The 25,789-nt window shown below is 74.2% G+C and carries 18 protein-coding genes; 10 read left to right on the plus strand and 8 right to left on the minus strand.

All coding sequences use genetic code 11. The annotated features are described in order from the left end of the window. Window positions 1–162 precede the first annotated feature (162 nt). Window positions 163–579, minus strand: coding sequence for a spore wall synthesis regulator SsgD (locus tag ACWCRA_RS29235; RefSeq protein WP_351556628.1), 417 nt, complete (start codon window positions 577–579; stop codon window positions 163–165). Between the two features lie 228 nt (window positions 580–807). On the opposite strand from ACWCRA_RS29235, the gene ACWCRA_RS29240 reads away from it, so the two are divergent. Beyond that, window positions 808–1,941 (plus strand): WD40/YVTN/BNR-like repeat-containing protein, encoded by a 1,134-nt coding sequence (locus tag ACWCRA_RS29240; RefSeq protein WP_351556631.1) that lies wholly within the window; start codon window positions 808–810, stop codon window positions 1,939–1,941. 372 nt (window positions 1,942–2,313) lie between these two features. Here ACWCRA_RS29240 and ACWCRA_RS29245 read toward each other — a convergent pair whose 3' ends face one another. Beyond that, window positions 2,314–2,613: a YciI family protein gene (locus ACWCRA_RS29245; protein ID WP_351556634.1), complete on the minus strand. Its 300-nt coding sequence runs from the start codon at window positions 2,611–2,613 to the stop codon at window positions 2,314–2,316. 202 nt (window positions 2,614–2,815) lie between these two features. Between ACWCRA_RS29245 and ACWCRA_RS29250 the strand changes: the two genes are divergently transcribed. Then, the gene (locus ACWCRA_RS29250) at window positions 2,816–3,511 is read left to right on the plus strand and encodes an endonuclease V (protein ID WP_351556636.1); all 696 of its coding nucleotides are present in this window, start codon (window positions 2,816–2,818) and stop codon (window positions 3,509–3,511) included. A 30-nt stretch (window positions 3,512–3,541) separates the two neighbouring features. Here ACWCRA_RS29250 and ACWCRA_RS29255 read toward each other — a convergent pair whose 3' ends face one another. Then, on the minus strand, window positions 3,542–4,741 hold the full coding sequence (locus tag ACWCRA_RS29255) for a saccharopine dehydrogenase family protein (RefSeq protein WP_351556638.1): 1,200 nt from the start codon (window positions 4,739–4,741) through the stop codon (window positions 3,542–3,544). Window positions 4,742–5,567: 826 nt separating this feature from the next. Between ACWCRA_RS29255 and ACWCRA_RS29260 the strand changes: the two genes are divergently transcribed. The 3 genes from ACWCRA_RS29260 to ACWCRA_RS29270 all read left to right on the plus strand — a co-directional run bounded on the left by ACWCRA_RS29260 (window position 5,568) and on the right by ACWCRA_RS29270 (window position 10,452). After that, window positions 5,568–6,734: a CaiB/BaiF CoA transferase family protein gene (locus ACWCRA_RS29260; protein WP_351556642.1), complete on the plus strand. Its 1,167-nt coding sequence runs from the start codon at window positions 5,568–5,570 to the stop codon at window positions 6,732–6,734. A gap of 111 nt (window positions 6,735–6,845) precedes the next feature. Continuing rightward, complete coding sequence (locus tag ACWCRA_RS29265) at window positions 6,846–8,063, plus strand: acetyl-CoA C-acetyltransferase (RefSeq protein WP_351556645.1); 1,218 nt, start codon at window positions 6,846–6,848, stop codon at window positions 8,061–8,063. A gap of 43 nt (window positions 8,064–8,106) precedes the next feature. Beyond that, window positions 8,107–10,452 carry a 3-hydroxyacyl-CoA dehydrogenase NAD-binding domain-containing protein gene (locus tag ACWCRA_RS29270; protein ID WP_451069026.1) on the plus strand — a complete coding sequence of 782 codons (2,346 nt, stop codon included), beginning with the start codon at window positions 8,107–8,109 and terminating at the stop codon, window positions 10,450–10,452. 104 nt (window positions 10,453–10,556) lie between these two features. On the opposite strand, the gene ACWCRA_RS29275 is transcribed toward ACWCRA_RS29270, so the two are convergent. The 3 genes from ACWCRA_RS29275 to sph all read right to left on the minus strand — a co-directional run bounded on the left by ACWCRA_RS29275 (window position 10,557) and on the right by sph (window position 14,108). Next, window positions 10,557–11,282: a MerR family transcriptional regulator gene (locus tag ACWCRA_RS29275; RefSeq protein ID WP_351556651.1), complete on the minus strand. Its 726-nt coding sequence runs from the start codon at window positions 11,280–11,282 to the stop codon at window positions 10,557–10,559. Window positions 11,283–11,725: 443 nt separating this feature from the next. Further along, window positions 11,726–12,799, minus strand: coding sequence for a S1 family peptidase (locus ACWCRA_RS29280; RefSeq protein ID WP_351559674.1), 1,074 nt, complete (start codon window positions 12,797–12,799; stop codon window positions 11,726–11,728). Window positions 12,800–13,082: 283 nt separating this feature from the next. Further along, window positions 13,083–14,108, minus strand: coding sequence for a sphingomyelin phosphodiesterase (gene sph / locus ACWCRA_RS29285; protein ID WP_451069027.1), 1,026 nt, complete (start codon window positions 14,106–14,108; stop codon window positions 13,083–13,085). 150 nt (window positions 14,109–14,258) lie between these two features. Between sph and ACWCRA_RS29290 the strand changes: the two genes are divergently transcribed. The 4 genes from ACWCRA_RS29290 (at window position 14,259) to ACWCRA_RS29305 (ending at window position 20,156) form a co-directional block, all read left to right on the plus strand. After that, window positions 14,259–16,253 carry a Xaa-Pro dipeptidyl-peptidase gene (locus ACWCRA_RS29290; RefSeq protein WP_351559678.1) on the plus strand — a complete coding sequence of 665 codons (1,995 nt, stop codon included), beginning with the start codon at window positions 14,259–14,261 and terminating at the stop codon, window positions 16,251–16,253. After that, window positions 16,250–17,539 (plus strand): M14 family metallopeptidase, encoded by a 1,290-nt coding sequence (locus tag ACWCRA_RS29295; RefSeq protein WP_451069028.1) that lies wholly within the window; start codon window positions 16,250–16,252, stop codon window positions 17,537–17,539. The genes ACWCRA_RS29290 and ACWCRA_RS29295 overlap by 4 nt, the downstream gene beginning before the upstream one ends. Window positions 17,540–17,623: 84 nt before the next feature. Continuing rightward, on the plus strand, window positions 17,624–19,378 hold the full coding sequence (locus tag ACWCRA_RS29300) for a BCCT family transporter (protein WP_451069029.1): 1,755 nt from the start codon (window positions 17,624–17,626) through the stop codon (window positions 19,376–19,378). Between the two features lie 526 nt (window positions 19,379–19,904). Then, window positions 19,905–20,156: a hypothetical protein gene (locus tag ACWCRA_RS29305; RefSeq protein ID WP_351559910.1), complete on the plus strand. Its 252-nt coding sequence runs from the start codon at window positions 19,905–19,907 to the stop codon at window positions 20,154–20,156. Between the two features lie 15 nt (window positions 20,157–20,171). Here ACWCRA_RS29305 and ACWCRA_RS29310 read toward each other — a convergent pair whose 3' ends face one another. Continuing rightward, window positions 20,172–21,128 carry an NAD(P)/FAD-dependent oxidoreductase gene (locus ACWCRA_RS29310; protein WP_451069030.1) on the minus strand — a complete coding sequence of 319 codons (957 nt, stop codon included), beginning with the start codon at window positions 21,126–21,128 and terminating at the stop codon, window positions 20,172–20,174. A gap of 98 nt (window positions 21,129–21,226) precedes the next feature. Here ACWCRA_RS29310 and ACWCRA_RS29315 point away from each other — a divergent pair, with 98 nt between their 5' ends. Beyond that, window positions 21,227–22,864 (plus strand): ABC-F family ATP-binding cassette domain-containing protein, encoded by a 1,638-nt coding sequence (locus tag ACWCRA_RS29315; protein WP_451069031.1) that lies wholly within the window; start codon window positions 21,227–21,229, stop codon window positions 22,862–22,864. 450 nt (window positions 22,865–23,314) lie between these two features. Here ACWCRA_RS29315 and ACWCRA_RS29320 read toward each other — a convergent pair whose 3' ends face one another. Continuing rightward, complete coding sequence (locus tag ACWCRA_RS29320) at window positions 23,315–25,648, minus strand: Tex family protein (protein WP_351557030.1); 2,334 nt, start codon at window positions 25,646–25,648, stop codon at window positions 23,315–23,317. Window positions 25,649–25,789 lie beyond the last annotated feature (141 nt).

Here is a 25,789-nt window from a genome sequence, read left to right on the forward strand (position 1 = left end):
AGCGGGCGCGGCGCCGGTCAACGCGATTGTCGCGGCGGTGGTGCCGGCGGGGGTGCGGTGGGGATGCCGGCGGTGGTGCGTCGGAGGTATGGGGTACGGGGTACGGGGTACGGGGTGCGGGGTGCGAGCGGGCCCGGGGGCCGGAGGCGGGGGAGGGCCGGCTCAGCGGGCGTCGCGCAGCAGCTCGGCCAGTCCATGGTCGAGATCCAGCCCGATGTGCTCACCCCCGGCGGGCACCACACCCTGGGCGCGGCGGAGAAAGCGGCGCAGCTCGCTGGTGCGGACATGGACCACCGCCACCCCCTCCTCGGCGTGGAACTCCAGCACCGTGCGTCCATAGCCGTAGGGCCGCACCCGCACATCGCCGCTCCCGGCCGGCTCCTCGATGCCGTCGGCCAGCAGCTCCCGGCCGAAGGCCCAGGTCACATCGGTGCCCTCGGTCGTCGCCGGGCCGGGGAAGTCGATCCGTACCGCGAAGGGGTCGCCGCCGTCGTACCGGAGCGTCGCCGGAATGGTCTCCATCAGGGGAGCGGAGGCGACCATCCGGACCTCGACGGCCTGCTCGATGACGGTGGACACGACCGACTCCCTCTCCCTGGCCGACCCCCGGCCGGCTGCTCCCTGGCTGAAACATGCCCCTGATACCCCTGAGGACGCCTCGCGGGCGCGTCCCGTGCATCGGGCGGGTGCGTGAGGTGTGTCACCGGGGAGGGCCGGGGACGCCCTTCGCTGGCGCCGCGCCCTGGACGGGGCCCGCCGGCGCCGCGCCCTGGACGGGGCACGGCGGGTGGGCTAGCTTCCAGCGCCATGACGTCCATGGGGAAGACGAGACGCACGGTGGCGCTGGGGGTGTGCGCGGCGGCCGTCGCCGCCCTGCTCGCCGGACCGGCGCACGCCGCGGGACCGCGGCGCTCCGCCGCCGCGGACACGCAGGCGGAGACGGTCACCGCCGGCGGGGGACCGGGGTGGAGCCTCAAGGAGACGGGCACGGAGGCGCGTTTCCGGGGCCTCGCGGCCGTCAGCCGCACCACCGCCTGGGTGGCGGGCTCCCGGGGGACCGTGCTGCGCACCGACGACGCGGGCCGGGGCTGGCACGACGTCTCCCCGCCCGGCGCGGAGGGCCTGGAGTTCCGCGACATCGAGGCGTTCGACGGCCGCCGTGCCGTGGTGCTCGCCATCGGCGAGGGCGACGCGTCGCGGATCTACCGCACCACCGACGGCGGTGACACCTGGACCGAGTCGTTCCGCAACCCCGACCCCCGGGCCTTCTACGACTGTCTCACCTTCTTCGACCGCCACCACGGCCTCGCCATGAGCGACCCGGTGGACGGCGCGTACCGCATCCTCGCCACCCGCGACGGCGGCAGGTCCTGGAAGGCGCTGCCCAGCGCCGGGATGCCCGCCGCCCGGCCCGGCGATGCCGGGTTCGCGGCGAGCGGCCAGTGTCTGGTCTCCTCCGGGCCCCGGGACGTCTGGCTGGCGACCGGGGGCGGTGCCACCGCCCGCGTGTTCCACTCCGCCGACCGCGGGCTGAACTGGACCGCCGCCGAGTCGGCCGTCCCGGCGGGCGATCCGGCGCGCGGGGTCTTCGCCCTCGCCTTCCGCGACCGCGCCCACGGCATCGCCGTCGGCGGGGACTACCGGCCCGGGCAGCCCTCCCCGCACGCCGCGTCGGTCACCCGGGACGGCGGCCGCACCTGGCACCGCTCCTCCGCACCCCCGCCCGCCTACCGCTCCGGGGTCGCCTGGCTGCCGCACAGCACCCGCGCCGCGCTCGCCGTCGGCCCGACCGGCACCGACCTCACGGTGGACGGCGGCGGGAACTGGCGGACCGTCGACACCGGCTCGTACGACACCGTCGACTGCGCGGCGGGTCCCGGCGCGGGCTGCTGGGCCTCGGGCGAGAAGGGCAGGGTCGCGCGGCTGGAACCCGGGGCCTAGGGTCGTTCGCCGGGATCTCGCCGGGATCTCGCCGGGTTCGCGTGCCCTGGTGCCGCGCCTCGCCGCGCTGTCGTCCATGACCCATGGCCCCCTGTGCCCTGGCGGGCACGGGAGGGCCCCCACCGCGGTGGCTCGGTCCCCCGCCTCGCGACGCACGGCAACCGGACCCCGCTCACTGGTCCAGCCCGATCCAGACGCAGGGCCCTGGGTCGTCTCTCTCGGATCTCGCCGGGTTCGCTGTGCCCCGGCACCGCGCCTCGCCGCGCTGTCGTCCGTCGCCGGCGCCGCGCACGGGCCCCGTCCCCCGCCTCGCGATCCACGGCACCGGACCCCGCTCACCGATCCGGCCCGGCCCGGCCCGGAAGAAACTCCCTAGGAGAGGGGCCGCTGACGGTACGGCGCGAGCGCCGGGGCGGTACGGGTCGCCGTGAACTCGGTGATCCGGTACGAGCAGACCCCGCCGATCGTGAACGGGTCGGCCGCCGCGATCTCCTCGATCCGCGCGCGGTCGTCCCCGACGGCCAGCACCACCCCGCCGTCCCGGGGGTTCTTGCGCCCCGACGCGATGAACACACCCTCCTCGTACAGCGCGTCCAGCCAGGCCAGATGCGCCTCCATCAGCGCGTCGGCGCGCTCGACGGGGGCGGTGTACGTCAACTCCAGTACGAACATGACCGCCAGGCTACGGCACCTCCGGCGGCGCCCCGGGGCCCCCGACCCCGATCCGGGGCGATCCCGCGGGGCCCGCGACGACAGCCGCGGCGCCCGGCCCCGGCGGCCGATTCGCCCGCCCGCGTCCCGTACGGGGACGACCCCCGCCGTGCCGGGGCCCGATCCTCGGGGGCATCCGGACACGCCCTACGCTGACCCCACCATGACGATCATCGAAGTGCCCGCCGGCTGGCCGGCGGACGAGGCGGAGGCCCGCGCCGTCCAGGACGAACTGCGCGCCCGGGTGGTGCAGGACGAGCCGGGGCCCGCGCCCGGGACGGGGCTGGTGACGGGGGTGGACGTGGCCTACGACGACGACCGCGACCTCGTCGCCGCGGCGGCCGTCGTCCTCGACGCCCGCACGCTCACCGTCGTGGAGGAGGCCACCGCCGTCGGCAGGGTCGCCTTCCCCTACGTCCCCGGACTGCTGGCCTTCCGTGAACTCCCCGCCGTGCTCGGCGCCCTGCGGTCGCTCGCCTCGGACCCCGGTCTCGTGGTCTGCGACGGTTACGGCCGGGCCCACCCCCGCCGGTTCGGCCTCGCCTCCCACCTGGGCGTACTCACCGGGCTGCCCGCCATCGGCGTCGCCAAGAACCCCTTCCTCCTCCGCCACGGCCCGCTCGGCCCGCTCCGGGGCGACACCGCCGCCCTGCGCGCCGACGGCGACGGCGAGGAGCTGGGCCGGGCGCTGCGCACCCAGCCCGGGGTCAAGCCCGTCTATGTCTCGGCGGGCCACCGCACCACCCTCGACGGCGCCTGCGCCCACACCCTGCTGCTCACCCCGCGCTACCGCCTCCCCGAGACCACCCGCCGCGCCGACCGGCTCTGCCGCGAGGCCCTCGCGGCGGCCGTCACCTGAGCGCGCCCGGCCTGCCCCCCGGCGCCGGCCCTACCGCCGCGCGGCCACCCGGAAGCGGATTCCCGCCCTCTGGAGCCGCTCCAGCAGCGCGTCTCCCATCGCCGCCGCGGTAGTGAGCCGGCCCGAGGCGGGGGGCAGTTCGTCGAAGGCGAGGCAGAGCGCGGACTCGGCGAAGATCTTCGCGGTCTCGTCGTACCCCGGGTCACCGCCCGACACCTCGGTGAACACGGTCCGCCCCCCGCCCTCGCCGACGAAGCGCACGGTGAACCAGCTCTTCGCCCGGCGCTGCTCATCGGGGCCCTCGCCCGGCGCGCGCCGCGCCGAGAGCCGGCGCCGGGCGGCGGGCAGTTGGGCGAGGACGAAGAGCGCGCCCACCCCGAGGGCCCCGGCCACCGCCATGTGGAGCGACCGGAACGTGGCGTAGTGCCGATAGCGGAAGTCCGGGCCGTACCGTGGCAGCGACCGGCCCGACTGGGCGACGATCAGACCGTCGAGCACCGGCAGCGGCAGCGCCCAGGTGCCGGTCTCCCGGCTGCGGCGCGGGGCGCCCAGCGGGGACCTGGACCGACGCCCCATCAGCCGGGGCTCGTGCAGCCGCCGCTGCCGCGCCGCCCGCGCGGTCTGCGCGAACCGGCTCATCGCCAGCAGAGCGGAGGCGAAGGTCCCGCCGGAGAAGGTCCCGTTGGAGCTGACGAAACCGTCCACCGTCAGCGGCACCCCCTCCGGGAGCTCCCGGACCGTGAAGTACGCCCCCAGATCCGCCGGTACGCAGTCGAAGCCGCAGGAGTGGACCAGCCGCGCCCCCGTCTCACGGGCCCGCGCGTCGTGCCGGACGTACATCAGATCCACGAACTCGGGTTCACCGGTCAGATCCAGACAGTCGGTGCCGGACTCCGCGCAGGCGGCGACCAGGGGCTCGCCGTACCACATATAGGGACCCACCGTCGTGGCCACCACCGCGGCGGACGCGGCCAGCCGGCGCAGCGCCGGGGCATCGTCAGCCCGGGCCTCGATCAGCGGGAGGTCCGCGCAGTGCGGGTGCGCGGCGGCCAGTTCCTCGCGCAGCCGCTCCAGCTTCGGGAGGCTGCGGCCCGCGATGGCCCAGCGGCACCCCTCGGGTGCGTGGGCCGCGAGATAGCGGGCGGTGAGCGTGCCCACGAACCCCGTCGCCCCGAAGAGCACGATGTCGTACGGGCGCTCCGCGCGACCGGTTCCGTCCTGGGTGTCCAATGGTTCCTCCGGCGTCCGCGCGGTGATCGGGGTGAGCCCGGGGGCTCCTCGTCCGATGTCCGACCTCTGACATCTGTGTCCGTGTGTGTATCTGTGTCTCTGCCTGCGTCTGCGTCCGTCTCTGTGCCTGCGTCATGCCGGCCCGCGTGCCCCGGCGCCGCACGTCCGTCGCGGCCTCCGGCGCGGGCACGGGACCACGGCGGCGGGGCGATGCTCCGCCTCGCGACCTTCCCCTGGGCCCGGGGGCCCGGGGAGGCCCCAACCCTGTGCCCTGGGGCCCGGGGAGACCCCAACCCTGTGCCCTGGGGCCCGGGGAGACCCCGGCTCCTGGGGCCGGGGAGGTCTTGTGCTCTCCGGTCCTTCGGCCCGGGAGGCCCCATGCTCCGGTCCTTCGGCCCGGGAGGCCCCATGCTCCGGTCCTTCGATCCGGGAGGGCACCCCCGGCCCCACGTCCGGTACCGCGCCCCGCGAGGCCACACCCCGGTCCTTCGGTCCGCGAGACCCCATGCTCCCGTCCCGCGCCCCGCGAGACCACCCCCGGTCCCTCGGCCCGGGAGGCCCACGTTCCCGTCCTGCGCCCCGCGACATCCCATCCCCAGGCCTCGCCGGTCCGGTCCGGTCGGGAGACCCTAGCGTGTCCCTCCGTCCCGGAAGAAGATGTGTTTCCCGCCGGTAACAACAGCGGGTTTCCGCCGTGGTGGCGGAGGGCGGCCCCGGGGGCGGGTGAATACCCCGCCCGGCCGGACCGGCCCCTTGCCCGTGGTGGAACACGTTCTTACCATCGCTGGTGTTACATCACTTGTGTCACATCACCGCTGGGGGCCCGATGACCACGAACGCCACGGAACCGACCACGAACGGCCCTCTCACAGGAGTCCGTGTGGTCGAGCTCGCCGGCATCGGCCCCGGCCCCTTCGCCGCCATGGTCCTGGCCGACCTCGGCGCCGATGTCGTCCGCGTCGACCGGCCCGGCGGGCCGGGGCTCGGCATCGACCCGGCCCACGACCTCACCAACCGGAACAAGCGCTCCGTACTGATCGATCTGAAGGCCGGCGACGGGCCCTCGCACGTACTCGACCTGGCCGAGCGCGCCGACATCCTGATCGAGGGATACCGCCCCGGAGTCGCCGAGCGCCTCGGTGTCGGGCCGGACGACTGCCTCGCCCGCAACCCCCGGCTGGTGTACGGACGGATGACCGGCTGGGGCCAGGACGGGCCGCTGGCCGAGCGGGCCGGCCATGACATCGCGTACACCGCCGTCACCGGCACCCTCGGCATGATCGGACGTTCCGACGAACCGCCGGCCGTCCCCGCCAATCTCCTCGGCGACTACGCGGGCGGCTCGCTCTATCTCGTCATCGGCGTTCTGGCGGCGCTCCAGCACGCCCGCTCCGACGGCGGGAGGGGCCAGGTCGTCGACGCGGCCATCGTCGACGGCGCGGCCCATCTCGCCACCATGATCCACGGAATGATGGCGGCCGGCGGCTGGCAGGACCGGCGCGGCGCCAACCTCCTCGACGGGGGCTGCCCCTTCTACGGCTGTTACGAGACCTCCGACGGCGGGTACATGGCCGTGGGAGCACTGGAACAGCGGTTCTACGACGAGTTCAGCCGGCTTCTCGGCATCGCCGACCGGGCCCCGGCCCGCAAGGACTTCGCCCGCTGGGACGAGCTGCGGGCCACCGTCGCCGAGGCGTTCGCGACCCGTACCCGCGCCGAGTGGACCGCCGTCTTCGAAGGGTCGGACGCCTGTGTGGCACCCGTGCTGTCGCTGCGCGAGGCCCCCGGCCATCCGCACCTCGCCGCCCGGGGCACCTTCACCGAGCACGGCGGGGTGGTCCAGCCCGCCCCGGCGCCCCGGTTCTCCGCCACCCCCGCCGCCGTCCGCTCCGGTCCGGCCCTGCCCGGCGCGCACACCGCCGAGGTGGCGCGCGACTGGGGCCTCCCGGGCGGCGGCGGCCTTCCGCGCGCCGGGGGCCCGGGCGCCGGATAAGGAGCACGACAAGGGCCGTTCCCCCCACCTCCGCCCGCCGCCCCGACGCTTCGCCGACCCGCCGGTCCGGCCCGACCCATCACGGCTCCCCACCCCCGAAAGGCTGCTGACGTGAGCACCGAAGCGTATGTGTACGACGCCATCCGCACCCCGCGCGGGCGCGGCAGGGCCACTGGCGCCCTGCACGGCACCAAACCGATCGATCTCGTCGTCGGTCTGATCCATGAACTGCGCAACCGCTTCCCCGGCCTCGACCCGTCCGCCATCGACGACATCGTGCTCGGGGTCGTGGGCCCGGTCGGCGACCAGGGTTCCGACATCGCCCGGATCGCGGCCATCGCCGCCGGTCTCCCCGACACCGTCGCCGGCGTCCAGGAGAACCGCTTCTGCGCCTCCGGTCTCGAAGCCGTCAACATGGCCGCCATGAAGGTCCGCTCAGGCTGGGAGGACCTGGTGCTGGCCGGCGGGGTGGAGTCCATGTCCCGGGTGCCCATGGCCTCCGACGGCGGCGCCTGGTTCGCCGACCCGATGACCAACTTCTCCGTCGGCTTCGTCCCCCAGGGCATCGGCGCCGACCTCATCGCCACCATCGAGGGCTTCACCCGCCGCGATGTCGACGAGTACGCCGCCCTCTCCCAGGAACGGGCCGCCGCCGCGTGGAACGAGGGCCGGTTCAAACGCTCCCTCGTCCCCGTCCGCGACCGCAACGGTCTGACCGTGCTCGACCACGACGAGCATGTGCGCCCCGGCACCACCGCCGACACCCTCGCCGCCCTCAAGCCCTCCTTCGCGGACATCGGCGACCTCGGCGGCTTCGACGCCGTGGCACTCCAGAAGTACCACTGGGTCGAGCGGATCGACCATGTCCACCACGCGGGCAACTCCTCCGGCATCGTCGACGGCGCCGCGCTCGTGGCCGTCGGCTCGAAGGAGACCGGGGAGCGGTACGGGCTCACGCCCCGCGCCCGGATCGTCTCCGCGGCCGTCTCCGGCTCCGAGCCGACCATCATGCTCACCGGGCCCGCGCCCGCGACCCGCAAGGCGCTCGCCCGGGCCGGTCTCGGCATCGGCGACATCGACCTCATCGAGATCAACGAGGCTTTCGCGGGGGTGGTGCTCCGCTTCGCCCGAGAACTGGACGTTCCGCTGGACATCGTCAATGTCAACGGTGGCGCCATCGCCATGGGGCACCCGCTGGGCGCCACCGGTGCGATGATCCTGGGCACGCTCGTCGACGAACTGGAGCGGCAGGACAAGCGGTACGGTCTCGCCACGCTCTGCGTCGGGGGCGGCATGGGGATCGCGACGGTGATCGAGCGCGTCCAGTAGCAGACCCGAGGCCCTGACCCCAGACTTCCCGGAGAACCTCACCATGAGCGCGAGCACGGACCCCACGGCGAGCACGGACCCCACGGCGAGCACGGACCCCACGGCGAGCACGGACCCCACGGCGAGCACGGACCCCACGTCGGCCACGGACCCCGCGTCGGCCACGGACCCCGCGTCGGCCACAGAACCCGGCCCCGCCCCCGACACTCCCGCGAGCCCCGCCATCCGCTGGGAGCGCAAGGACACGAGCGGGATCGTCACCCTCGTCCTGGACGACCCCCACCAGTCCGCCAACACCATGAACCAGGCGTTCCGCGACTCCGTCGCCGCCGTCGCCGACCGCGCGGAGGCCGAGAGGGACTCCATCCGGGGCATCGTCGTCACCTCCGCCAAGGAGACCTTCTTCGCGGGCGGCGACCTCAAGGACATGATCGGACTCGGCCCCGGGGACGCCCAGCGGGCCTTCGACGCCTCCATGGCCGTCAAGGACGCCCTGCGCCGCATCGAGACCCTCGGCGTACCGGTCGTCGCCGCGATCAACGGCAGCGCGCTGGGCGGCGGTTACGAGATCGCCCTCGCCTGCCACCACCGCGTCGCCCTCGACGCGCCCGGCTCCCGGCTCGGCCTTCCCGAGGTCACCCTCGGGCTGCTGCCCGCGGGTGGCGGTGTGGTCCGCTCCGTACGGCTGCTCGGCATCACCGACGCGCTGCTCAAGCTGCTGCTCCAGGGCACCCGGTACACCCCCCGGCGGGCCCTGGAGCACGGCCTGGTCCACGAGGTGGCCGCCACCCGTGAGGAGATGCTGGCGAAGGCGCGCGCGTTCATCGCGGCGCACCCCGAGTCCCGGCAGCCCTGGGACACCCCCGGCTACCGCGTCCCCGGCGGCACCCCGGCCAGCCCCCGGTTCGCCGCCGACCTCCCCGCCTTCCCGGCGAATCTGAAGAAGCAGACCGCCGGGGCGCCCTACCCCGCGCCGCGCAACATCCTCGCCGCCGCCGTCGAGGGCTCCCAGGTCGACTTCGCCACCGCGCAGACCATCGAGGCCCGGTACTTCACCGAACTGGTCACCGGACAGACCGCCAAGAACATGATCCAGGCATTCTTCTTCGACCTCCGGGCCGTGAACTCCGGCGCGGGCCGCCCGGCCGGCGTCGCACCGCGCCCGGTGCGCAGGGCCGCCGTCCTGGGCGCCGGGACGATGGGCGCGGGCATCGCCCACGCGCTGGCCCGCGCCGGGATCGAGGTCGTGCTCAAGGACACGTCCGCCGAGGCGGCCGAGCGCGGCCGGGACCACGCCCGCCGGCTGCTGGAGAAGGCCGTCGCCCGGGGCCGCGCCACCGGGGCCGAGCGGGACGCGCTGCTCGCGCGGATCACCCCGGCCGCCGGCCCCGCCGGCCTCGCCGGCTGCGACACGGTGATCGAGGCGGTCTTCGAGGACACCGCGCTCAAGCACAAGGTCTTCCAGGAGATCCAGGGAATCGTCGAGCCGGACGCGCTGCTCTGCTCCAACACCTCCACTCTCCCGATCGCGCTGCTCGCCGACGGGGTCGCCCGGCCCGCCGACTTCATCGGTCTGCACTTCTTCTCGCCCGTCGACCGCATGCCGCTGGTCGAGATCGTCAGGGGCCCGCGCACCGGGGACGCGGCCCTGGCGCGCGCCTTCGACCTGGTGCGGCTGATCGGCAAGACCCCGATCGTGGTCAACGACGCGCGCGGCTTCTTCACCTCGCGGGTCATCGGCCGGTTCATCAACGAGGGCGTGGCGATGGTCGGCGAGGGCATCGACCCCGCCTCCGTCGAGCAGGCCGCGGCCCAGGCCGGCTACCCGGCCAGGGTGCTCGCGCTGATGGACGAGCTGACCTTCACGCTGGCACGCGGAATCCGCGAGGAGACCCGGCGCGCGGCCGAGGAGGACGGCGGCACCTGGACCGCCCACCCCGCCGACGCGGTCATCGACCGCATGGTGGACGAGTTCGGGCGCACCGGGCGCGGCGGCGGCGCGGGGTTCTACGACTACGACGACGGCGGCGGCCGGACCGGGCTGTGGCCGGGGCTGCGCTCCCACTTCACACGGTCCGACGCGGCGGTCCCGTTCGTCGACCTCCAGGAGCGGATGCTCTTCTCCGAGGCGCTGGACAGTGTGCGATGTCTGGAGGAGGGGGTGCTGACCTCGGTGGCCGACGCCAATATCGGCTCGATCCTGGGGATCGGCTTCCCGGGGTGGACCGGCGGGGTGCTCCAGTACATCAACGGGTACGAGGGCGGTCCCCCCGGCTTCACCGCGCGGGCGCGGGAGCTGGCCGAGCGGTACGGGGAGCGGTTCGACCCTCCGGCGCTGCTGGTGGAGAAGGCGGCGCGCGGGGAGCGGTTCGAGGACGGGGAGCGCTGATCGCGGGGGCCGTGCCGGTCGAGGGGCCGATCGGCCGGGGCCGGGCGGGCGCGGGGGGCCGCCCTCGCGGGGCCGGTCCGCCGGGGCGGTGCCCGGCGGACCCGTCAGCCCGGCTCCTCGGCCGCCGGGCCGAAGGCCCCGCGCAACTCCTCCCGCAGCGACCACTGGAACGCGGTGACCAGCGCCTGCACCACCACCGGCCGTATCGGGGCCGAACCGCTCCCCGGACCGGACTCCCGCTCCCGGTACGGGTTCCACACCTCGTCCCGGAAGAGCCGGGTCAGCTCCCGGGCGGCGGCGCGGGTGTGCTCCGCCAGCACCGCGCGGGCCGCCAGGATCGTCTCGTGCGCCAGGGGAACCTCCAGCAACTGCACCCCCAGCCGCAGCAGTCCCGGATCGACCCGGTAGCGCTCCGGCTCACCGGAGCGCCGCAGGGCGCCCATCGCCGCGAGCCGGTCGATGTCCTCCTCGTCCAGCGGCCGGCCCGCCCGGCGCTCCAGTTCGGCGCGGCAGGTCTCCTCGGCGGGGTCCGGGGCCCAGGCGGCGACCAGACCGCGGTGGATGGCGAGATCGTGGGCGTCGAGGTCCCCGGGGAGCCGCTCCAGATAGCGTTCGATGGCGGCGAGCGTCATGCCCTGGCGCTGAAGCTCCTCGATCAGCGCCAGCCGGGACAGATGCCCCGGCCCGTAGCGGCCGACCCGGCGTGGCCCGATCACCGGCGGCGGCAGCAGCCCCCGGGTGCCGTAGAAGCGCACGGTCCGCACGGTCACCCCGGCGCGCGCGGCCAGCTCGTCGATGGTGAGGGTCGGCTCCTCGGCCTCGGTCGCCATCCCTGCGCCTCGCTTTCCCCGGCCGGTCACGGATCGCCGTGCGGTGCAACAGTATTGCTGTCGCACCGCCACTGTGAAAGCCGTCCGGTGGCGTCCGTGCTCGTCCTGGCGCTCGCCGCGAGTCCGCTGCCGGCGCGCGCCGCACTGCGCGGGGGCGGTTGAGCGGTCGCCGGTCCGGCCGTGCGGGGCCGTGTGGCCGGAGGCGGTTCCCGACCCCGCCGGAGCTGTCTCCCGGAGCCCGGGGGAACCCGGCCGCGCCGGTGTCAAGCACGGGGGCCCGGGGGCTCGTCCCCGACCATGGCCCGCGCGGTGCGGGTGCTCTGTGGCGCGGGGTCCGTACGCGGGCTTCCGCGCCCGCGGCGGACCGGGTCCGCTCGTGAGCGGGGCGGCACGGGCGGGTCCCTCGGGACCCGCCCGTGCCGCGCGGCGTCCGCCGGTACGGGTCAGTACACGTCCACGCCGTACGCGGTCAGCGCCTCCCCGACCGGCTGGTGGATGGCCGTCCCCGCCGACGGGGTGCAGCCCGCGCCGCCGGAGTGGATGCCGAGGGCCGTGGAACCGGAGAAGTGGGCGCCGCCGCTGTCGCCGCCCGCCGAGCAGGCCGTGGTGCGGACCATGCCGTAGACCGGGCCGTCGCTGTAGTTGACGGTGACATTCACGGCGATGACCCGGCCGCTGGTCAGCCGGGTGGTCGAGCCGCTCTTCTGGAGCGCCTGGCCCACGATCGCGTCGGCGGACCCGGTGATGTCCTGCGAGCTGCCGTTGTAGAGGTTGACCGTGCCGGCCGGCTGGGAGCCGTCGGTGTACCCGACGACGCCGTAGTCGTTCGTCGGGTAGCTGGACCCGTCGGTGGTGCCGATCTCGGCCCCGCCGGGCGTCGCCGTCCAGCTCTGGACCCCGTTGGTGCAGTGTCCCGCCGTCAGGAAGGAGTAGTCCGTTCCGTCGGTGACGTTGAAGGCGGCCGAACAGCGGTAGCCGCCGCCGTGGATCGCGTCGCCGCCCAGCACCTCCTGGGTGAAGACGCCGGGCACCCGGGTGATCCGCACGGCCTTGCCGAGGGGGGCCGCCACCGCCCTGAGCCGGTCGAGGGAGGCGGCCGGGACGGACTCGTCGGCCTCGACGACCACCTGGTTGGCGGAGGTGTCGATGCCCCAGGCGGTTCCGGTGATCTTCGCCTTGGCCTCCAGGACGCCGATCACCTCCTTGAGGCGGGCGGTGCCGCGCGGGACGACCTCGGCGCGGGCGCCCTGGGCGCGCACCTTCCCGGCGGCGGCCTCGGAGGTGACGGTGACGACCAGTTCACCGGTGACGGGGTCGAGATAGGAGCCCGCGGTGTCGTCCCCGAGAGAGCGTTCGAGCCGCTCGGCGAGGGCGTACTGGGCGGGGGAGACGGTGACTCCCGGCTCCGGGGTCGGCAGCGGGTCCGGGGCGGCCCCGGCGGGTGGGGTGCCCAGTCCGAGCACGGCGAGGGCCAGCAGGGCGGGGAGGCTGAACCGGGTGTGGATGCGGCGTCTCATGAGGGCTTCTCCTTCGGGTTGTCCGTGGGGTGCCGAGAAGCGGTGGCCGGACGTGGCCGGCTCGGTGGACCCACTGTGGGCATGGCCCCGCCATGCACATCAGGGTGCACGGAATCATCGGTTCCGCCTCGGTGCACGGGGGAAACCTCCGACGCCCCCGCGGACGCGGGCCCCTCACGGCCCGTCAGCCGGCGCCCCCGGTGCGCCGGAGCCCGCCCATCGCCCGCGCGCCGCGGCGCGCGCCACCCCTGCCCGGTCGCGCGCGCCGCTGCCGCACGCCCCGTTACCGCCCGGCGACCGGATAGTGGTCCGAGAGATGGGTGTACGTATAGCTGGTGCCCCAGCTGTGCACGGTCCAGGGCGCGGTGCGCTCGGCGATCACCTCATTGGTCCAGCCGGCCGGCCTGGCGTGACCCGCGCGGTGGAGGACATGGTCGAGGTCCTCGCGCGGGTCCGTCGGATAGCGCTCGGCGGCGATGGAGTTCTCCTCGGTGTCGAAGGAGTACGGATGACCGGTCCGGGCGTCCGCGCCGGCGAGACCCGCGTCCCTCAGCATCGCGCCGTACTCGGCCGACCGGGAGTCCACATTGAAGTCGCCCGCCACCACGACCTGCTCGGACGCCGGAATGTTCTTGCGGTCCAGGAAGGAGTCCAGCTCCTTGAACTGCCGCGCGCGGGTCCGCTCCGCCTCGCCCGCCGCGCACCCGGGGTCGGTGGACTGCGCGTGGGTGCCCACGACATGCACCCGGCTGCCGTTCACATCGAGCACCGTGTGCACGAACCCCTTGTTGGACCACCGGTCCGCCCCGCAGCCGTCCTTGTAGACGTACTGCTCCTTGCGGACGATGGGCCACTTGCTCAGCACCGTGACCCCGCCGTCCTCCGGTGTCACGGCGGAGTACGCGCCCCCGGTCGCGTCCCAGCCGGCGGTGGACCGGCCCAGTACCGGCGTCTGGTGCGGATAGCGGTCGGCCGCGTGCCGCTTCAGCGCGTCGGACGAGGAGTTGTCGAAGGCCTCCTGGAGCACGACCACGTCCTGCCCCTGGAAGAAGGGAGCCGCGGGTATCGCCGCCGCCCGGTGGTCCTGGCCCCAGTGGGGATAGAGGTTCTTCGAGAAGAGGAAGGCGTTGTACGAGAGCACCTTCAGCCGGGGGGTCGTCGCGTCGGCGCTCGCCGGGGAGGCGCCGCCCGCGAGCGCGGCGGCGGCGAGGACGGTGGCGAGGGAGGCGGCGGCCGGGGCGCGCCGGAGGGCGGTTCGCTGCACGGGGACTCCTTGGGTCGGTGGGGGGAGAGGGTGCGGCCCGACCATCAAAGCAGCCCCGGTTACCGCTTGGTAATGAGCAGGTGCCCGGATTCTTGCCGGGAGGTCACGTTCCGCTCAACCCGCCCGTTCCACAAGCCCGCTGAGACCCGGTGCGCCCTCTGTCGCCGGCCGGTCGCCGGGGAGTACGGTCCGCCCATGCCGATAGGTGCGCGGGTCACCCGCTTGACGTACAGATCGCTCGTGGTGGCGGCCTCGGCCGCCCTGATGGCCATGTCGCCCGCCCCGGCCGGTGCGCAGAGCGCCCCCCTCGCCCGGGGTCCGCAGGAGAGCCGGCCGGTCCACTCCTACGAGAACGCCGTCCGGGAGTCCGTCTGGGTGGACACCCGGCTCGACGGCGACGGCGACGGGCGGACCGACCGGGTCGCCGTCGACATCGTCCGCCCGCGGGAACCCGCCCAGCAGGGCCGGAAAGTTCCGGTGATCATGGATGCCAGCCCGTACTACCTCTGCTGCGGCCGGGGCAACGAGGCCCAGCGCAAGACCTACGACGCACAGGGCAGGCCGGTCCAGTTCCCGCTGTACTACGACAACTACTTCGTCCCGCGCGGCTATGCCTTCGCCGCCGTCGACCTCGCCGGAACCAACCGCTCCGACGGCTGTGTCGATGTCGGGGGCCGCTCCGACATCGCCTCGGGGAAAGCGGTGGTCGACTGGCTCAACGGCCGCGCCGACGGCTACACCACCCGCACCGGGAGCCGGCGCGCCACGGCCGGCTGGAGCAGCGGTGACACCGCCATGATCGGCAAGAGCTACGACGGGACGATCGCCAACGGAGTCGCCGCCACCGGGGTCGAGGGCCTGAGGACCATCGTCCCCATCGGCGCCATCTCCTCCTGGTACGACTACTACTTCGCCAAGGGCGCGCCGCTCTACAGCTCCGGCCCCCAGTGGCTCTCCCAGTACGTCAACAGCCCCGACGCCCACAAGCGCTGCCAGGCCGTGCAGCAGCGGCTGGCCGACGGCGCCCCGCGCAGCGGCGATCTGACCCCGCTCTGGCAGGAGCGCGACTATCTGCCCGACACGGACCGGATCACCGCCAGCGTCTTCGCCGTCCACGGCATGCAGGACCTCAATGTCCGCGCCAAGCACTTCGGCCAGTGGTGGGACGCCCTCGCCGCCGAGGGCGTGGAGCGGAAGGTCTGGCTCTCCCAGACCGGCCATGTCGATCCCTTCGACTTCCGGCGCGCCGACTGGGTGAGGGCGCTCCACCGCTGGTTCGACCACCACCTCCTGGAGTACGACAACGGCGTCGACCGCGAGCCCATGGCCGAGGTGGAGCACGCCCCCGACCAGTGGTCGGCCGAGGAGCACTGGCCGCCGCGCACCGCCGCCGCCACCACCCTGCGCCCCGGCGAGGGCGCTGTCCCGGGCGTCGGCACCCTCTCCCTGACCCCCGCCGCCCCCGGCGCGAGCGAGACCTTCACCGACGACCCCTCGCAGGACGAGACCGACTGGGCCTCCCTGATCGACCGCTCCACCCCGGCGAAGAACGGGTTCATCACCCCGCCCCTCAGCGGCGATCTGCGGCTCTCCGGCTCCGGCACGGTGACGGTCACCGCCACCCCCACGACCGCCTCCGCGCATCTCAGCGCCGTCCTGGTGGACCTCGGCCCCGACACCATCCGCGACTACGCGGCCAGTGGCGAGGGCATCGTCACCGTCCCCCAGCGCACCTGCTGGGGCACGAGCACCACGGGTGACAGCGCCTGCTACAAGGAGACCCGGGCACAGACCAGGGCCGTCGACTACACCGTCTTCAGCCGGGGCTGGGCCGACCTCGGCAACCACGCGTCCGCCGCCCAGGGCCGGCCGCTGACCCCCGGCCGCGCGCACACCATCTCCCTCGATCTGCACGCGAGCGACCATGTGGTGCCGGCCGGCCACCGGCTCGCGCTGATCGTCGCGGGCACCGACAAGGACCTCATCGACCCGCCCGCGAGCACCCCGACGCTCACCGTCGACCTGGCCCGCACCTCCGCGGAGCTGCCGGTCGTCGGTGGCGCGCCCGCCTTCGCGCGCGCCACCGAGGGCACCGCGCACGCCGCGCCGGCCGCGCCCGGCGACTCCCGTCTCGACGGCGTCGCCGGACCGCGTCCCGCCCACCCGGTCCCCGCCGGCGGTGCCCGGTGAACCCCGGCGTACGGTTCCGCGGACTCGCGCTGACCGCTGTGGCCACGGCGCTCGCCGTGCCCCTGATCACCGCCCCGGCGCAGGCGACGCACAGCCATCCGCCGCGCACCGGCTTCGAGCGGACCGAGGGGGCGCGCTGGACCACCCAGTCCGAGGAGCGCGTCTTCCTCGCCGCAGTCGACCGGGCCAGCGAGCGGATGTCCGTCGAACGGATCGGGACGACCCGGCAGGGCAGACCGTTCCGGCTCGTCGGCGTCGGCGACCGGGACGCCCCGGGCACCGTGCTGCTGATCTGCTCCCAGCACGGCGACGAGCCCTCCGGCCGGGAGGCGTGTCTGACCACCGTCCGCGATCTCGCCCTCGCCCGGGACCGGGAGACCCGCCGGCTGCTGGAGCGCACCCGCGTCCTCGTCGTGCCGACCGCCAACCCGGACGGACGGGCCGCCGGCACCCGGGGCAACTCCGACGGTGTCGACATCAACCGCGACCACCTCGCCCTGCGGACCGCCGAGGCCCGGGCGCTGGCGGCCGTCGTCCGCGACCGCCGGCCCGACATCGTTTACGACCTGCACGAGTACGGGGCCACCCCGCCGTACTACGACCGGGAGCTGTTCGATCTGTGGCCGCGCAACCTCAACACCGACAGCCGGGTGCACCGGGAGTCGAGGACCCTCTCCGAGCGGTACGTCCGCCCGGCCGCGCACGCCAGATCCTTCACCACCGGCACGTACGGCATCTGGACCGACCCGGCCACCGGCGACCCGATCCGGCAGGTCGCGGGCGACGGCCAGGAGCGCATCCTGCGCAACGCCTCCGGTGTCAAGCACGCGGTCGGGCTGCTCATCGAGAGCCGGATCGATCCGCTGACCGACGCGGAGAGGGCCGATGAGGCGCTCAACAACCGGCGCAGGACCAACAGCCAGCTCGCGGCCCTGGAGGGGGTGCTCTCCTTCGCGGGGGAGCGGCGCCGGGAGATCCGCCGGGCGACGGCGGCGGCCCGGACGGAGGGCCTGCGGGACCGGGGCCCGGTCCATCTCGGCGGCGCGGACAACGACCCCCCGGAACCGGGGGAGATCCTGGCCGACCCGCCCTGCGGCTACCGGCTCGACGCCGCACAGGCCGCCGAGGTCGGGGACGAGCTGTCGCTGCACGGTGTCGTGTCCACGATGTACGGTGACGGCGTGTTCGTCCCGCTTCGGCAGTCCCAGCGGAAGCTGATTCCGCTGCTGCTGGACTCCCGCGCGGCGTATCACCTCACAGAGGGAGAACCTGTTACCGCCTGTTGATCGTGGTGAGGTGCATTACCTGTGGTAGGGGGTAGCGGGAGCACAAAGCAGCTTCTTCCGCGCAAACCCCGAAAGGTGCCACTCGTGTCACACGATGAAGGACCGGATGACCGGGGGGTGCGGCCGGCGACGGCCGAGCCCTCCGGTCATCCCCAGGAGACCGGGCGCCCCTCGACGGATCGCGTGGTCTTCGGAGTCACCGCGGTTCTCACCCTGGCCTTCGTGGTCTGGGGCTCGCTCGCCACCGATGCCCTGCAGTCCATCTCCAGCTCCATGCTGAACGGGCTCATCCACAACGGCGGCTGGGCGTTCGTCCTCGGCGCGTCCGGATTCGTGGTCTTCGCCCTCTGGCTCGCGATCAGCCGCTACGGCAAGATCCCGCTCGGTCAGGAGGGCGAGGGGCCCGAGTTCCGCACCGTCTCCTGGGTCGCGATGATGTTCAGCGCCGGCATGGGCATCGGGCTGATGTTCTACGGTGTGAGCGAACCGCTCGCGCACTACACCAACCCTCCGCCGGGGACCGACCCCCAGGACTCCGGGGACCGGATGGAGGTCGCGATGGCGACCACCCTCTTCCACTGGACCCTCCACCCCTGGGCGATCTACGCGGTGGTCGGGCTCGCCATCGCCTACAGCACCTTCCGCCGGCGCCGGCGCCAGACGATCAGCGCGGTCTTCGAGCCGCTGATCGGCGAGCGCCACGCCCACGGCGGCGTCGGCCGCTTCATCGACATCCTGGCGATCTTCGCCACCCTCTTCGGCTCCGCCGCCTCCCTGGGTCTGGGCGCGCTCCAGATCGGCAGCGGTTTCTCCGAGCTGGGCTGGATGGAGAAGACCGGCACCGGGCTGCTCGTCGCCATCATCGGGGTGCTGACCGTCGCCTTCGTGCTCTCCGCGGTCTCCGGGGTCGAGAAGGGCATCCAGTGGCTCTCCAACACCAATATGGTGCTGGCGCTGGTCCTGGCGCTCTTCGTCTTCATCGCCGGTCCCACCATCATCGTGCTGGATCTGCTCCCCACCTCGATCGCCTCCTACTTCGGTGAGCTGCCGCAGCTCGCCGGGCGCACCGAGGCCACCGGCGGCGAGGGCGTCGCCGACTGGCTGGGCAGCTGGACCGTCTTCTACTGGGCCTGGTGGATCTCCTGGACGCCGTTCGTCGGCATGTTCATCGCCAGGATCAGCCGGGGACGCACCATCCGCCAGTTCGTCGGAGGCGTCATCCTGGTGCCGAGCACCGTCAGCCTGGTGTGGTTCGCGGTCTTCGGCGGCACGGCGATGAAGCTCCAGGAGAACAACCAGCTCGGCAAGGAGGCCACCCCCGAGGGCCAGCTCTTCGCGGTGCTCCAGCAGTACCCGATCGCCACCGCCATGAGCCTGCTGGTGATGGTCCTCGTCGGGATCTTCTTCGTCTCCGGCGCGGACGCGGCGTCGGTCGTCATGGGCACCCTCTCGCAGAAGGGCACCTTCGAGCCCTCCCGGCTCGTTGTCGTCTTCTGGGGTGTGGTGACGGGCGCCGTCGCCGCGATCATGCTGCTGATCGGCAACGGCGAGGGCGACGCGCTGGCGGGACTCCAGAACCTCACCATCCTGGTCGCCGCGCCCTTCGTGATCGTGATGGTGGGCATGTGTGTGGCCCTCATGCGTGATCTGCGCCACGACCCGCTGATCGTGCGCGGGGAGATGGGCACCGAGATGGTGGAGTCCGCGGTGATCGCGGGACACGAGAAGTACGACGGGGGCTTCGAGATCCGGATCGGCCCGGGAACGGGTCCGGCGGACGGGCGGGACCCGGTGGGCATCAAGTACGAGGAGCCGGAGCCGCCCGAGAAGGAGGAGTAGGGAGTTTCTCCCGGATCGGATCGGGCCCGGCGTCAGGACTCCCCCGCCGGCCCGGTCCGCGCCCAGCCGCCGGTGCCGGTGTCGTACTCGTGGACGGGTCCGTCCCGCACCGCGCTGGTGCGGAACGGGCGCCCGTTGTCGTCGATCCGCGCTGTGCCGGAGCGGTCCCCGCTGCTCCACTCCAGCTCCGGATACCCGTCGCAGTCGCACGGTGCCGTACGGCCGGTGAGCGGGGCCCGGTGCCGTGGACCGCGAGGCGGGGGAGGGAGAGCACGCGGAGCGTGGGCGACCGACGACAGCGCGGCGGTGCCCGCCGGTGCCGGGGCTCGCGAGCCCCGGCCCGATCCGGGAGAGACGGCCCAGCCGGCGCGGAGCCGGCGGGAGCGCCCGCCGGCTCCGCGCGTCCGCAACCGCCGGCCCGGTGCGCCGCGTCGAAGGGATCAGCCGGACCTGACGACGGGCCGGCGACGGCCGGTGCCGGGCCGGCCGGCACCGATCGACGCACCGCGAACCGGGGGAGCACCGCATGTCATTCCGCTGGAAGGCCGCCCCGGGCGTGGCCGCCACCCTGCTCGCCATCGTCCTCTCTGCCCTCTTCATCCTCTTCGTTCCGAACGGCTGGCTGATCCTGCTGCTCACCGTGGGTTTCGTGGGATTCCTGGCGGTCTGCTGGTTTCTGTCCCGACTGGAGTACGGGTCGTCCCACCGCCGCCCCCGCGAGCCCCGCCCGCCGTCGCCGGGGGACCGGGCCGAGGGCCCCCGCCCGCCGCTGCACTGACGGGCCGCCCCGCGCTCAGCCCTCCGGCACCAGATCCGCCGCCGCGCGGGCGCACCCCCAGGCCACTGTCACACCCGCGCCCCCGTGCCCGTAGTTGTGGATCACCACACCGCCGTCCGGCAGGGTCTCGCGCTCGATGCGCACCCCCGCCGGGCGGGCCGGACGCAGCCCCACCCGGTGGCCCAGGACACGGGCCGACGCCACCTCGGGCCACAGCCGGGCACAGCGCGCCACGATCGCCTCCGCCGTCGCGGGGACCGGTTCCAGACCCCACGCCCCCTCCTCGGCCGTGCCGCCCAGGATCAGCCGCCCCGGCTGCGGCAGCAGATAGGTGGTCCGCTCCGACGCCCCGTCCGCGAGGACGAACCACTCCGTCACCCCCGGGTTCTCCACCAGCACCAACTGGCCCCGGACCGGCCGCAGCCCCGCGTCGGACGCGAGCCGCCGGGCGCCGAGTCCCGCGCAGTTCACCACCGCGCCCGCCGACGCGGCGGCCTCGGCGAGCGAGCGCACCGGCCGCACCTCCACCGAGCCGCCCGCGGCCTCCAGCCGCCGCCGCAGCCACCCCAGGTGGGCCGGCATGTCCACGAGCGGCACCCTGGCCCGTACCCCCTCGGTGTGCCCGCCGGGCAGCTCACCGGGGCGCGCCGCCCGCACTCCGGCCCCGGCCGCCCACGGTCCGAGGCCCGCGAGCGGCTGCTCGGCCATCACCCCGGCGACCAGCCGCACCCCCGTCTCGTCCGGGCGCCGCGCGAACTCCTCGTACACCCGCAGCGTCGCCACCGACCAGCGGGCGACCTGCTCCCGGGGCTCGATCCGGTACGGCCACCACAGCCCGCCCGCCACCGACGAGGTCGTCCCCGCCGGCTCCTCGCGGGTCCGCACCCGCACCCGCCGGCCGCGCTCCGCCAGCACCACGGCGGTCACGAGCCCGCTGACCCCGCCGCCCACCACGATCACATCGCCGCTCATGAGGGGACCGTAGCGAACGCGCGCCGCCACGAGGAGGGCGCCGGCGGTCCCGGTGCCCGGCGGCCGGCCGGACGGGAGGCCCTAGAATCGGCGGTCTGATGACTGCCACTCTCGTCGCCAAGGATCTCGCCGCGGGCCACGGCGACCGCTCCCTCTTCACCGGGCTCGACCTCGTGGTCGCGCCCGGCGATGTGATCGGTCTCGTCGGTGTCAACGGAGCCGGGAAGTCCACGCTCCTGCGGCTCCTCGCCGGGCTCGAACGGCCCGAGCGGGGCGAGCTGAGGCTCTCCCCGCCCGCCGCGAGCGTCGGCCATCTGCCCCAGGAGCCGGAGCGCCGGCCCGGTGAGACCGTCCGGGGATTCCTCGCCCGGCGGACCGGCGTCGCCGACGCCCAGAGCGCCCTGGACGAGGCGACCGCCGCGCTGGTCGACGGCGCCCCCGGCGCGGACGACGCCTACGCCACCGGTCTGGAGAGCTGGCTCGCCCTCGGCGGCGCCGACCTCGACGAGCGCGCCGAGGAGACCGCGGCGGCACTCGGCCTCACCGTGGGCCTCGATCTGCCGATGACCGCCCTCTCCGGCGGCCAGGCGGCCCGCGCGGGCCTCGCCTCGCTGCTCCTCTCCCGCTACGACGTCTTCCTCCTGGACGAGCCCACCAACGATCTCGACCTGGACGGCCTGGACCGTCTGGAGTCCTTCGTCCGGGGGCTGCGCGCCGGTACGGTCGTCGTCAGCCACGACCGCGAGTTCCTCAGCCGCACGGTCACCAAGATCCTCGAACTCGACCTCGCCCAGCAGAGCGTCAGCGCCTTCGGCGGCGGCTACGAGTCCTATCTGGAGGAGCGGGAGCGGGCCAGGGCCCACGCCCGCGAGGAGTTCGAGGAGTACGCGGACCGGAAGTCCGCCCTGGAGGGCCGGGCCCGGATGCAGCGCGGCTGGATGGACAAGGGCGTCCGGAACGCGCGCCGCAAGGCGAGCGACAACGACAAGCACGTCCGCGCGTTCCGCGGGGAGACGAGCGAGAAGCAGGCGGCCAAGGCGCGCCAGACCCAGCGCATGATCGAGCGGCTCGACACCGTCGAGGAGCCCCGCAAGGAGTGGGAGCTGCGGATGGAGATCGCCGCGGCTCCGCGCTCCGGGGCGGTCGTGGCGACCCTGCGCGAGGCCGAGGTGCGGCGCGGGGACTTCCGCCTCGGGCCCGTCTCGCTCCAGATCGACTGGGCCGACCGGATCGCCATCACCGGGGCCAACGGCTCCGGCAAGTCCACCCTGCTCGCCGCGGTGCTGGGCCGGCTCCCGCTGGACTCGGGGGCGGCGTCGCTGGGGCCCGGGGTGGTGGTCGGGGAGATCGACCAGGCCCGGGGGCTGTTCCACGGCCCCGAGACCCTGCTCGACGCGTTCTGCGCGGCCGTCCCCGAGACGGAGCCGGCGGAGGTGCGGACCCTGCTGGCCAAGTTCGGCCTGAAGGCGGCGCATGTGCTGCGCCCGGCGACGACCCTCTCGCCGGGGGAGCGCACCCGCGCGGCGCTGGCGCTGCTCCAGGGGAGGGGGGTCAATCTCCTCGTCCTGGACGAGCCCACCAACCACCTCGATCTGCCCGCGATCGAGCAGTTGGAGTCGGCGCTCGACTCCTACACCGGGACGCTGCTGCTGGTCACCCACGACCGCCGCATGCTGGAGGCGGTCCACACCACCCGACGCGTCACGGTTTCGGCCGGGAGGCTCTCCGAGGGGTGAGCCCTGAGCGGGTCAGCGGGCCCGGGCCGCCGGGCTGCCCCGAGCCGGCCCACCTCGGCGTCTCCGGCGATTGGGCCGCACTGCGCGGGGGCGCCTGTGGTGCGGGGTCCGTCCTCAATCTCCCCCAGAGCTGCCTCTGGGAGGTGCCCCCGGACGGGCTGCGTTTGCTCAGCCCTGCCGGGGAGCCGAGGCGCACCACCCCGGACCCACCGGCGATTGGGCCGCCCACCCAAGCCCCTCCAGGCGAGCCGAGGCACAAGAACCAGCCCCTCCGGCGTTTGAGGAGCGGGGGTTCGGGGGCCGGCCCCCGACCGTGGCCCGCAGGGTGCGGGGTCCTGTGGCACAGGGTCCGTCCTCGATCTCCCCCAGAGCTGCCTCTGGGAGGTGCCCCCGGACGGGCTCGGTTTGCCCGGGTTCGTCCTCAAGCGCCGGGTGGAGGCTTTCGTGGGCTCAGGGGCGGGGGTTGGTCAGGCCCGCGCGGCGGAGGGCGTCCGCCATCGCGCCGCCTCCCTGCGGAGGGGCCTGCCGGGCGCCACCCCCACCCCCACCCCGGACCCTCTGCTGCGGACGCCCCCCGCGCTCGCGCTCCCGCTCCCGCTTCGGCGCCCCCGCCACCTCATCCTCCAGCCGCAGCGTCAGCGAAATCCGCTTCCGCGGGATGTCCACCTCCAGCACCTTCACCCTCACCACATCCCCCGGCTTCACCACATCCCGCGGGTCCTTCACAAAGCTCCTGGACATGGCCGACACATGCACCAGCCCGTCCTGGTGGACCCCCACATCCACAAAGGCCCCGAAGGCCGCGACATTGGTCACCACCCCTTCGAGCACCATCCCGGAGGCCAGATCGCCGATCTTCTCGACCCCCTCCTTGAAGGTGGCCGTCCGGAAGGCGGGCCTCGGGTCGCGCCCCGGCTTCTCCAGCTCCCGCAGGATGTCGGTCACCGTCGGCAGCCCGAAGCTCTCGTCCACGAAGTCCCCGGGCCTCAGCGACCGCAGCACCCCGGTGTTCCCCACCAGCGACGCGACACCGCCCCCCGTGGCCTTCGCCATCCGCCGCACCACGGGGTACGACTCCGGGTGCACGCTGGACGCGTCCAGCGGGTCGTCGCCGTCGCGGATGCGGAGAAAGCCCGCGCACTGCTCGTACGCCTTCGGGCCGAGCCGCGACACATCCTTCAGCGCCCGCCGGGAGCGGAAGGGACCATGGGCGTCCCGGTGGGCGACGATGTTCTCGGCGAGCCCGGCGCCGATGCCGGAGACCCGGGAGAGCAGCGGCGCGGACGCGGTGTTCACATCCACCCCCACACCGTTCACGCAGTCCTCGACGACCGCGTCGAGCGAGCGCGAGAGCTTCACCTCCGCCAGATCGTGCTGGTACTGGCCGACCCCGATCGACTTGGGGTCGATCTTCACCAGCTCCGCCAGCGGGTCCTGGAGCCTGCGGGCGATGGAGACGGCGCCCCGCAGCGACACGTCGAGACCGGGCAGCTCCTGCGAGGCGAACGCGGACGCCGAGTACACCGAAGCGCCCGCCTCCGAGACCATCACCTTGGTGAGGTTCAGCTCCGGGTGGCGGGTGATCAGCTCGGCGGCGAGCCGGTCGGTTTCGCGCGACGCCGTGCCGTTGCCGATGGCGACCAGGTCGACCGAGTGCTCCCGGGCGAGCCGGGCCAGCCTCGTCAGCGCCTCGTCCCACCGGTTCGCCGGGACATGGGGATGGATGGTGTCCGTGGCGACGACCTTGCCCGTCGCGTCGACGACCGCCACTTTCACCCCCGTACGGAAACCGGGGTCCAGGCCCAGGGTGGCCCGGGTGCCGGCCGGCGCGGCGAGCAGCAGATCCCGGAGGTTGGACGCGAAGACCCGTACCGCCTCGTCCTCCGCCGCGGTGCGCAGCCGCATCCGCAGATCGATCCCCAGGTGCACCAGAATCCGGGTCCGCCAGGCCCAGCGGACGGTGTCCGCGAGCCAGGGATCGGCCGGGCGCCCCCGCGCGGCCACGCCGAAGCGCCGGGCCACCATGGACTCGTAGGCGGTGGGGCCCTCGGCGGGTGCCTCCTCGGGCTCCAGCGCCAGATCGAGCACATCCTCCTTCTCGCCCCGGAGCATGGCCAGCACCCGGTGGGAGGGGAGCGCGGTGAACGGCTCGGCGAAGGAGAAGTAGTCGGCGAACTTCGCGCCCGCCTCCTCCTTGCCGTCCCGGACCCTCGCCGAGAGCCGGCCCCGGGTCCACATCCGCTCGCGCAGTTCGCCGATCAGATCGGCGTCCTCCGAGAACCGCTCGGTGAGGATCGCCCTCGCCCCCTCCAGGGCCGCGGCCGGATCGGCCACCCCCCGGTCCGGACCCACGAAGGCCGCCGCCGCGACGAGCGGCTCCACCGACGGATCGCCGAGGAGCCCCTCGGCCAGCGGTTCGAGCCCCGCCTCCCGGGCGATCTGGGCCTTGGTGCGCCGCTTGGGCTTGAAGGGCAGATAGATGTCCTCCAGCCGCGCCTTGGTGTCGGCGGCCCGAATCCGCGCCTCCAGCGCGTCGTCCAGCCTGCCCTGCTCGCGCACCGACTCCAGGATCGCGGTCCGCCGCTCCTCCAGTTCCCGCAGATAGCGCAGCCGCTCCTCCAGCGCGCGCAACTGCGCGTCGTCGAGCGTCTCGGTCGCCTCTTTGCGGTAGCGCGCGATGAACGGCACCGTCGATCCGCCGTCGAGCAGCTCGACGGCCGCCCTGACCTGCCGCTCCCGTACGCCGAGTTCCCCGGCGATCCTGCCTTCGATGGACGTCGTCACGATTCCCCGACTCGCCTTCTCCTGCTGGCTGTGCTGGAGACTGCATTGTGCCGGGTGAGCGCGGGCGATGTCGCGCACCCCGGTCCCCCCGCACCGCCCCCGGGCCGGATCGCCCCCGCTCCCGCTTCGGCGCCCCCGCCT

It is taken from the genome of Streptomyces sp. NPDC001889, assembly GCF_053594535.1.

Coding starts and splice junctions, on each gene's coding strand:
- ACWCRA_RS29240 (WP_351556631.1), top strand. CDS start 808: ATGACGTCCATGGGGAAGACGAGACGCACGGTGGCGCTGGGGGTGTGC.
- ACWCRA_RS29245 (WP_351556634.1), bottom strand. CDS start 2,613: ATGTTCGTACTGGAGTTGACGTACACCGCCCCCGTCGAGCGCGCCGAC.
- ACWCRA_RS29250 (WP_351556636.1), top strand. CDS start 2,816: ATGACGATCATCGAAGTGCCCGCCGGCTGGCCGGCGGACGAGGCGGAG.
- ACWCRA_RS29260 (WP_351556642.1), top strand. CDS start 5,568: ATGACCACGAACGCCACGGAACCGACCACGAACGGCCCTCTCACAGGA.
- ACWCRA_RS29270 (WP_451069026.1), top strand. CDS start 8,107: ATGAGCGCGAGCACGGACCCCACGGCGAGCACGGACCCCACGGCGAGC.
- ACWCRA_RS29275 (WP_351556651.1), bottom strand. CDS start 11,282: ATGGCGACCGAGGCCGAGGAGCCGACCCTCACCATCGACGAGCTGGCC.
- ACWCRA_RS29280 (WP_351559674.1), bottom strand. CDS start 12,799: ATGAGACGCCGCATCCACACCCGGTTCAGCCTCCCCGCCCTGCTGGCC.
- sph (WP_451069027.1), bottom strand. CDS start 14,108: ATGGTCGGGCCGCACCCTCTCCCCCCACCGACCCAAGGAGTCCCCGTG.
- ACWCRA_RS29290 (WP_351559678.1), top strand. CDS start 14,259: ATGCCGATAGGTGCGCGGGTCACCCGCTTGACGTACAGATCGCTCGTG.
- ACWCRA_RS29305 (WP_351559910.1), top strand. CDS start 19,905: ATGTCATTCCGCTGGAAGGCCGCCCCGGGCGTGGCCGCCACCCTGCTC.
- ACWCRA_RS29310 (WP_451069030.1), bottom strand. CDS start 21,128: ATGAGCGGCGATGTGATCGTGGTGGGCGGCGGGGTCAGCGGGCTCGTG.
- ACWCRA_RS29315 (WP_451069031.1), top strand. CDS start 21,227: ATGACTGCCACTCTCGTCGCCAAGGATCTCGCCGCGGGCCACGGCGAC.